At 70.6% G+C, this 6,222-nt stretch carries 7 protein-coding genes; 4 read left to right on the top strand and 3 right to left on the bottom strand.

Translation table 11 applies throughout. From position 1 onward, the window contains the following. The first annotated feature begins 181 nt into the window (after positions 1–181). Positions 182–967 carry a hypothetical protein gene (locus tag ACFWY6_RS37160; RefSeq protein ID WP_384700083.1) on the top strand — a complete coding sequence of 262 codons (786 nt, stop codon included), beginning with the start codon at positions 182–184 and terminating at the stop codon, positions 965–967. On the opposite strand, the gene ACFWY6_RS37155 is transcribed toward ACFWY6_RS37160, so the two are convergent. Next, on the bottom strand, positions 957–1,697 hold the full coding sequence (locus ACFWY6_RS37155; protein WP_384700081.1) for an SGNH/GDSL hydrolase family protein: 741 nt from the start codon (positions 1,695–1,697) through the stop codon (positions 957–959). The two genes, ACFWY6_RS37160 and ACFWY6_RS37155, sit on opposite strands and share 11 nt — an antisense overlap. 96 nt (positions 1,698–1,793) lie before the next feature. Between ACFWY6_RS37155 and ACFWY6_RS37150 the strand changes: the two genes are divergently transcribed. Further along, positions 1,794–2,807, top strand: a complete 1,014-nt coding sequence (locus ACFWY6_RS37150; RefSeq protein ID WP_384700079.1) for a WD40 repeat domain-containing protein — start codon at positions 1,794–1,796, stop codon at positions 2,805–2,807. A gap of 60 nt (positions 2,808–2,867) precedes the next feature. On the opposite strand, the gene ACFWY6_RS37145 is transcribed toward ACFWY6_RS37150, so the two are convergent. Further along, a complete protein-coding gene (locus ACFWY6_RS37145; protein ID WP_384700077.1) occupies positions 2,868–3,266 on the bottom strand; it encodes a PPOX class F420-dependent oxidoreductase in 399 nt (132 codons plus the stop codon). Positions 3,267–3,312: 46 nt separating this feature from the next. Continuing rightward, on the bottom strand, positions 3,313–4,104 hold the full coding sequence (locus tag ACFWY6_RS37140; RefSeq protein WP_384700075.1) for a TetR/AcrR family transcriptional regulator: 792 nt from the start codon (positions 4,102–4,104) through the stop codon (positions 3,313–3,315). A 136-nt stretch (positions 4,105–4,240) separates the two neighbouring features. On the opposite strand from ACFWY6_RS37140, the gene ACFWY6_RS37135 reads away from it, so the two are divergent. Beyond that, the gene (locus ACFWY6_RS37135; RefSeq protein ID WP_384700073.1) at positions 4,241–5,302 is read left to right on the top strand and encodes an ATP-binding cassette domain-containing protein; all 1,062 of its coding nucleotides are present in this window, start codon (positions 4,241–4,243) and stop codon (positions 5,300–5,302) included. After that, positions 5,299–6,129, top strand: a complete 831-nt coding sequence (locus tag ACFWY6_RS37130; RefSeq protein WP_384700071.1) for an ABC transporter permease — start codon at positions 5,299–5,301, stop codon at positions 6,127–6,129. Before ACFWY6_RS37135 ends, ACFWY6_RS37130 begins: the two co-directional genes overlap by 4 nt. Positions 6,130–6,222: the final 93 nt, after the last annotated feature.

Below are 6,222 nucleotides of genomic sequence, written 5' to 3'. Positions count from 1 at the left end.
GGCGCGCCGCCCCGCGCGGGGGGGGGGGGGGGGGGGGGGGGGGGGGGGGGGCGGGGGCGCGCGGGGGGGGGGCGGGGGGGGGGGGGCACCGCCCCCCCCCCCCCCCGCGTTCGAAGCAGGCAGCCGGCCAAGATCCCACCCCCGTTGGGGACTTGTTGGCACGCTCCGCGAAGATCCCTGCATGACCATGAAGAAGATCGTCCGCTCCGTCGGCGTGCTCGCCGCCGCCGCGGGGCTCGTCGCGCTCAGCAATCCGGCGTACGCCGCGGGGGACGTGTACAAGGGCACCGGATGGCGGATCCTGTCCGACCGGGGGATCCAGTCGCTCAGCCCGGATCCGTACGTCATCCATCTCGTCAAGCCCAAGGCCTCCGAGACCAAGCTCACCGCCGCGCAGACCAAGACCGCCGAGTCCCAGCTGCGGGCGCAGCTGAAGAAGACCGCGGCGCAGCTGACCGCGGTCACGGGGACCAAGTTCACGCTGGCGAGCGGCTATCACCAGGAGCAGAACGCCTGCTCGACCGCCGAGCGTCACGTCATCACCGTCGGCCTGAAGTACCGGCCGTTCATGCCCGGCAACAAGCCGGGCTACTCCCAGGCGCACCCCTGCTCCGCGAGCGGCAACAAGAGCGCGTGGGGCGGGTGGATATGGGTCGACAGCGAGTACTGGAAGCCGGGGGACTACGCGATAGGCCCGGCGCGCGTCTCGAACATGATGAGCCATGAGATCGGGCACGCGATCGGGCTCGACCACGCGAACGCCGACGGTCCGGACGCCGACAAGACCGTCGACCCCTTCGAGTGCGTCAGCAACAGCAGCAAGGACACCCCGGTCATGTGCTCGCCCAACGGCGGCCACGGCAGGGCGAAGGGCGGCAGCGAGGACCGCGTCAAGAAGTACGCCGGTCAGTACACAAAGTGGGACATCGCGGGCCTCAAGGCCCTCAAGGCCAACTTCAGCCGGTAGTAAGTGAGTCGAGCAGTTCTGGGCGCGTCGTTGCGTACGGCGCGCCCACGCCCCACGCCTGGTGCATGGCGTCGGCGAACGCCCCCGCGAGGCGGTGCTCGCCGGAGGCGTTGGGGTGCGTCCCGTCGTAGGTGTCGACGTCGATGTCGTACGACGCCGGGGACGAGGCCAGGAGCAGCGGGGACGTACCCGTGTCGAGGTCGGCGACCGCCTTCGCGAGCAGCGTGTTGAAGCGGGCGACCTCCGCCGCGAACGGGGCGTCCGTGCGGGCCCGGACGTTCGGTATGACGGGGAGCATGACCATCCGGATGTGCGGGTTGGCCGTACGGGCCTGAGCGACGAAGCGGCGCATGTTCTCCGTGGTCTGCTCGGCGTTCGTGTAGAAGCCGAGGTCGATCAGGCCGAGGGAGATCAGCAGCACGTCGGGGCGGTCGCGCGTCACCGCGTCGGCGATCTGCGGCGCCATGTGCAGCCAGCCCTCGCCCCAGCCCGCGAGGTGGTTGCGGGGGAAGTCCGGGTCGGCGTAGGCGTGCGACGTCGGTTCGCCGGTGGACTTGTCGTGCAGCGTCAGACGCGGGCCCACGACGGCGAAGCCCTCGCCGCCGAGCTCACCGAGCTCGCCGAGCTCGCCCGGCGAGGACCGCAGGTGTTGCCACATCCGGTGGCGCCAGGTGTGTTCCCCGGCGCTTCCGATCGTCATCGAGTCGCCGACGAACATGAACCTGAGCATCCGCTCATCATCCCGGATCGAGGCCCCGGCCTGCGATGTGAGGCTCAACACCCGCCGGACGCCCGTCGCCCCGCGCCGGGGTGGCAGTCTTGGGCCATGCGTTCACTGCGTACTTCGATGGGTGCTGCCATGGCTGCGGCCGCCGCCGGCTGCCTGGTCCTGTTCGGCGCCGCCGCTCCGGCCGCCGCCGACGACGGCCACGACGGGTTCACGATGAAGGACCCCCGCATCATCGAGTCCAGCGGCCTTGCCGCGTCCCGCGCCCACCCGGGCGTCTACTGGACGCACAACGACCAGGACAAGGGCGGGGCGCTGCTCTACGCCGTGGACGGCAAGACCGGCGAGACGGTCGCGACGATCACCATGACCGGCGTCGGGAAGCCGCGCGACGTCGAGGCGGTCTCCGTCGGCAGCGACGGCAACCTCTACGTCGGCGACATCGGCGACAACCTCGGCGGCACCTGGTCCCACGTGTGGATCTACAAGCTGCCCGAGCCGAAGCAGCTCCGCGACCAGACCGTGCGCGCCACGCAGTACACGGTGAAGTACGAGGACGGGGCGCGCGACGCGGAGGCGTTGATGGTCCACCCCAAGACCGGGCGGATCTACATCGCCGACAAGAAGGAGGAGGGCGGGGCCCTGTACGAGGGGCCTGCGCAGATGTCCGCCTCCGGGGTCAATGTGTTCAAGCGGCTGGGGAAGACGGGCCTCTGGACGACCGACGGCGCGTTCTCCCCCGACGGCAAGCAGCTGGCGCTGCGGGGCTATCTGGGCGGTGTCTCGTACGCCTGGAAGGGCGCGGGGAAGCTGCCGGCGCGCGAGGGGCGGCTGAGCGTGCCGCTGCAGGGCCAGGGGGAGTCGGTGTCGTACACCCTGGACGGGACGACCCTCATGTACGGCACGGAGGGTGAGCAGGGTGAGGTCGAACCGGTCGAGGTGGAAGGCGCCGGGGGTGGCGGCAACTCCGGCTCGGCCGACGGGAGTTCGGGGCCGGATGCCGGGGGTGGCGGAGGCTCCGGGCTCGACGGGGACTTCAAGGTGGGGGCGCTGGCCTTGGCGGTTGTGCTGGCGGCTTTCGTCGGCCTGAAGCGGATGTTGCGGCGGCGCTGAGGATGAAGTCTGCGGGCCGTCAGTGGCTGGTCGCGCAGTTCCCCGCGCCCCTTCGGGGCGCTATTCGCCGAGCACCCGTACCTCGTAGTGCAGCGTCTTGTCCCGCGTGATCTTGTGGGTGAGCGGGACGAACAGGCCGTGCAGTACCGGGTACTTGCGCCTGAGCAGCTTCGCCGCGTGTTTGTTCTCCTCGCTGCCCTGGTCGAGCAGCCGTACCCGCGCCTTGATCTCGGGTCCTGTCGGTGCGCCGCGCAGTGTGGACGGGGCGATCTCGACCTCGGGGTTGCGGCGCATCCGCTTGGCCTTCCACGCCTTGGCGTAGGTGCGGACGTACGCGTGGTCGCCCTCGACGACGATGCTGACGGGGGCGCCCACGCCCGTGCCGTCCTTCTTGTGGCTCGTGAGGAGGACGGTGTACTGCTTCACGAACGGGGCGAGGGCGGGGCTCGCTGGGCTCATGGGTTTCGGCGTCATGCATCCATAGAGGCACTGATCGCCGGATATGTCACGCTCTCTGGTTGCCCTGCTCACCCTCGCGCCGGGCGACCAGGACGTCCAGGCCGTCGAGCAGCCGCTGCAGGCCGAACTCGAAGTGGTCGAAGTCCGCGCCGAACGCGTCCTCGGAGAGGCCGGCGAGTGACGGGTAGCGGCCGCTGCGCATGATCCTGTCGAGGGCCGGGGCCTGCGCCTCCCAGAACTCCTGGTCGGTCAGACCGGTCTTGCGCACGGCCTCGATCTCTTGCACCTGGGTGCGGGCGACCCCGGTGACGTACCCCTCGGTCATGACGATCACCCCGATCAGCTCGGGGTCGGTCAGGCCCATCGGCTTGATCCGGGACAGCGTCCGGTCGAGGCCGCCGACGGCTCCGGGGCCGAGCACCGGGCGGGCCTGGTTGACCTGGAGCAGCCAGGGGTGGCGGCGGTAGAGGACGAGGGTCTCGCGGGCGTACTCCTCGACGCCCTCGCGCCAGCCGCCGGTCCAGGGTTCCGCGCCCTCGGGGGCCTCGGGGGGCGCGTACACGCGGTCCAGCATCAGGTCGAGCAGATCGGCCTTGCCGGGGACGTAGCGGTACAGCGACATCGTGCCGGTGCCGAGCTCCGTGGACAGGCGGCGCATCGAGACCGCGGTGAGGCCCTCCGCGTCCGCGAGGCGCACCGCCTCGGTGACGATCCGCTCCAGGGTGAGCCCCGGCTTGGGGCCCCGCGCCGGGCGGTCGCCGCTGCCCCAGAGCATGTCGAGGCTGCGGGTGATGTCGCTGCCGGTGCGCTGGACGTCGCCGCCGTTCGTGCTCGTCATGGCGCTCAGCCTAATGGTCCGAGAAGCAATTGGGTACGGTGTACCCGCAAAACTGAGTACGGTGTACTCTCAATTGAGTACGCCGTACTCATGGGCGTAGGGCTTGCTTGTGGCGGGACTGGCTGGAGGGGCAGCGATGGACGGGAACGACTACGCGGTACGGGCCGAGGGCCTGGAGAAGCGCTACGGCGAGAAGAAGGCCCTGGACGCCTTCGACCTCACGGTCGCGCGCGGCACGGTGCACGGACTGCTAGGGCCGAACGGCGCGGGCAAGACCACCGCCGTCCGCATCCTCTCGACACTGGTACGGCTCGACGGCGGGCGCGCGGAGGTCGCGGGAGCCGATGTCGTCCGCAGCCCCGATGCCGTACGCGCCCGCATCGGCCTCACCGGGCAGTACGCGGCGGTCGACCAGGTGCTCAGCGGCCGGCAGAACCTGGAGATGTTCGGCCGCCTCTTCCATCTGGGCGGCAGGCGCGCGGCGCGCCGCGCCCAGGAGCTCCTGGAGCAGTTCGACCTGGTGGAGGCGGCCGACAAGAGCGCGGGCGACTACAGCGGCGGCATGCGCCGCAGGCTCGACCTCGCCGCCTCGATGATCCTCGCGCCCGCCGTCCTCTTCCTGGACGAGCCGACCACCGGACTCGACCCGCGCAGCCGCCTCGAAGTCTGGGACACCGTACGGAAGTTGGTCGCGGACGGCACAACGGTCCTGCTGACCACGCAGTATCTGGAGGAGGCCGACAAACTGGCGTCCCGGATCACCGTCATCGACCAGGGCCGCGCCATCGCCGACGACACCCCGGACGGCCTGAAGTCCACGGTGGGCGGCAGCTGCCTGGAGGTCGTGGTGCGCGATGCCGCCGACCTGTCGGCGGCATGGACGGCCGTGTCCCGCGTGGCCGACGGCGTACCGCAGACGAACGCCCTGGAACGCCGCGTCCAGGCGGACGTCACGGACCGGGTCGGCGCGCTGACCGAGGTGGCGCGGACGCTCCAGGACCAGGGCGTCGCGATCGAGGACATCGGCCTGCGCAGGCCGAGCCTGGACGACGTGTTCCTGCGGCTGACGGGACACCGGGCGGAGTCGCCCCCGGAGCCCTTGACCGATGCCGACGAGAAGAACGACGAGAAGAACGACGAGAAGAACGACGAGAAGAACGACGAGAAGAACGACGAGAAGGACGGAGAGGCGGCATGAGCGTCGCACTGACCGCGGACACCTCGCGCGGGCGCCTCTACTGGGCGCTCGCCGACTCCTGGAACATCACCCGCCGCTACCTCACCCACTACCGGCGCCAACCGATCAACATCGCCTGGCAGCTGGGCTTCCCGATCATCTCCGTACTCCTGTACGGCTTCGTCTTCGGCGAGGCGATGAAGGTGCCCGGCGGCGGCGAGGACGGCGACTACAAGCAGTTCCTGATGCCCGGCATGTTCGTGATGACCATGGCCTTCGGCTTCATGAACACCGCGATGGGCGTCGTCACCGACTCCACCAAGGGCGTCATCGACCGCTTCCGCTCGATGCCGATGGCGCCGTCGGCGGTGGCGTCCGGGCGCGGCCTCGCCGACCTCATCGTGGCCTGCGCCGAGCTGACGATTCTCGCCCTGACGGCGCTGGCCATCGGCTGGCGGTCGAGCGCGGGCCTGCCGCAGACCCTGGCGGCCTTCGGCCTCCTCCTGCTGCTGCGCTTCAGCCTGATCTGGGTGGGCGTCTACCTGGGCCTCGTCGTCCCGACCCCGGAGGCGGCGGGCGGCCTCTACGCGGTCGCCTTCCCGCTCACCATGATCTCCAGCGTCTTCGTGGCGCCGTCGCTGATGCCGGACTGGCTGGCGCCGATCGCCGCGTGGAACCCGGTGTCCTCCACCGGCACGGCGGCACGCGAACTGTTCGGCAACCCGGGCGCGGGCGGCGCGAGCTGGGTTGAGCAGCACGCGATCCTGATGGCGGTGGTGTGGCCGCTGGCGGTCTCGCTGCTGTTCCTGCCGCTGGCGGTACGGAAGTTCAAGCAGTTGAGCAGGTGAAAGCAGAGTTCCCGGGGGGGGCGCGGGGGGGGGGGGGGGCGCGCGGCCGGGGCGGGGGGAGAATAACGAACGACCCCACACACACAATCCTGG

This window comes from Streptomyces sp. NPDC059037, assembly GCF_042740015.1.
Classification (GTDB): Bacteria; Actinomycetota; Actinomycetes; order Streptomycetales; family Streptomycetaceae; genus Streptomyces.
Note: the sequence above shows the minus strand (reverse complement) of the source record. Positions and strands in the feature narration are given on the sequence as shown.

Coding starts and splice junctions, on each gene's coding strand:
- ACFWY6_RS37155 (WP_384700081.1), bottom strand. CDS start 1,697: ATGCTCAGGTTCATGTTCGTCGGCGACTCGATGACGATCGGAAGCGCC.
- ACFWY6_RS37140 (WP_384700075.1), bottom strand. CDS start 4,104: ATGACGAGCACGAACGGCGGCGACGTCCAGCGCACCGGCAGCGACATC.
- ACFWY6_RS37135 (WP_384700073.1), top strand. CDS start 4,241: ATGGACGGGAACGACTACGCGGTACGGGCCGAGGGCCTGGAGAAGCGC.
- ACFWY6_RS37160 (WP_384700083.1), top strand. CDS start 182: ATGACCATGAAGAAGATCGTCCGCTCCGTCGGCGTGCTCGCCGCCGCC.
- ACFWY6_RS37150 (WP_384700079.1), top strand. CDS start 1,794: ATGCGTTCACTGCGTACTTCGATGGGTGCTGCCATGGCTGCGGCCGCC.
- ACFWY6_RS37145 (WP_384700077.1), bottom strand. CDS start 3,266: ATGAGCCCAGCGAGCCCCGCCCTCGCCCCGTTCGTGAAGCAGTACACC.
- ACFWY6_RS37130 (WP_384700071.1), top strand. CDS start 5,299: ATGAGCGTCGCACTGACCGCGGACACCTCGCGCGGGCGCCTCTACTGG.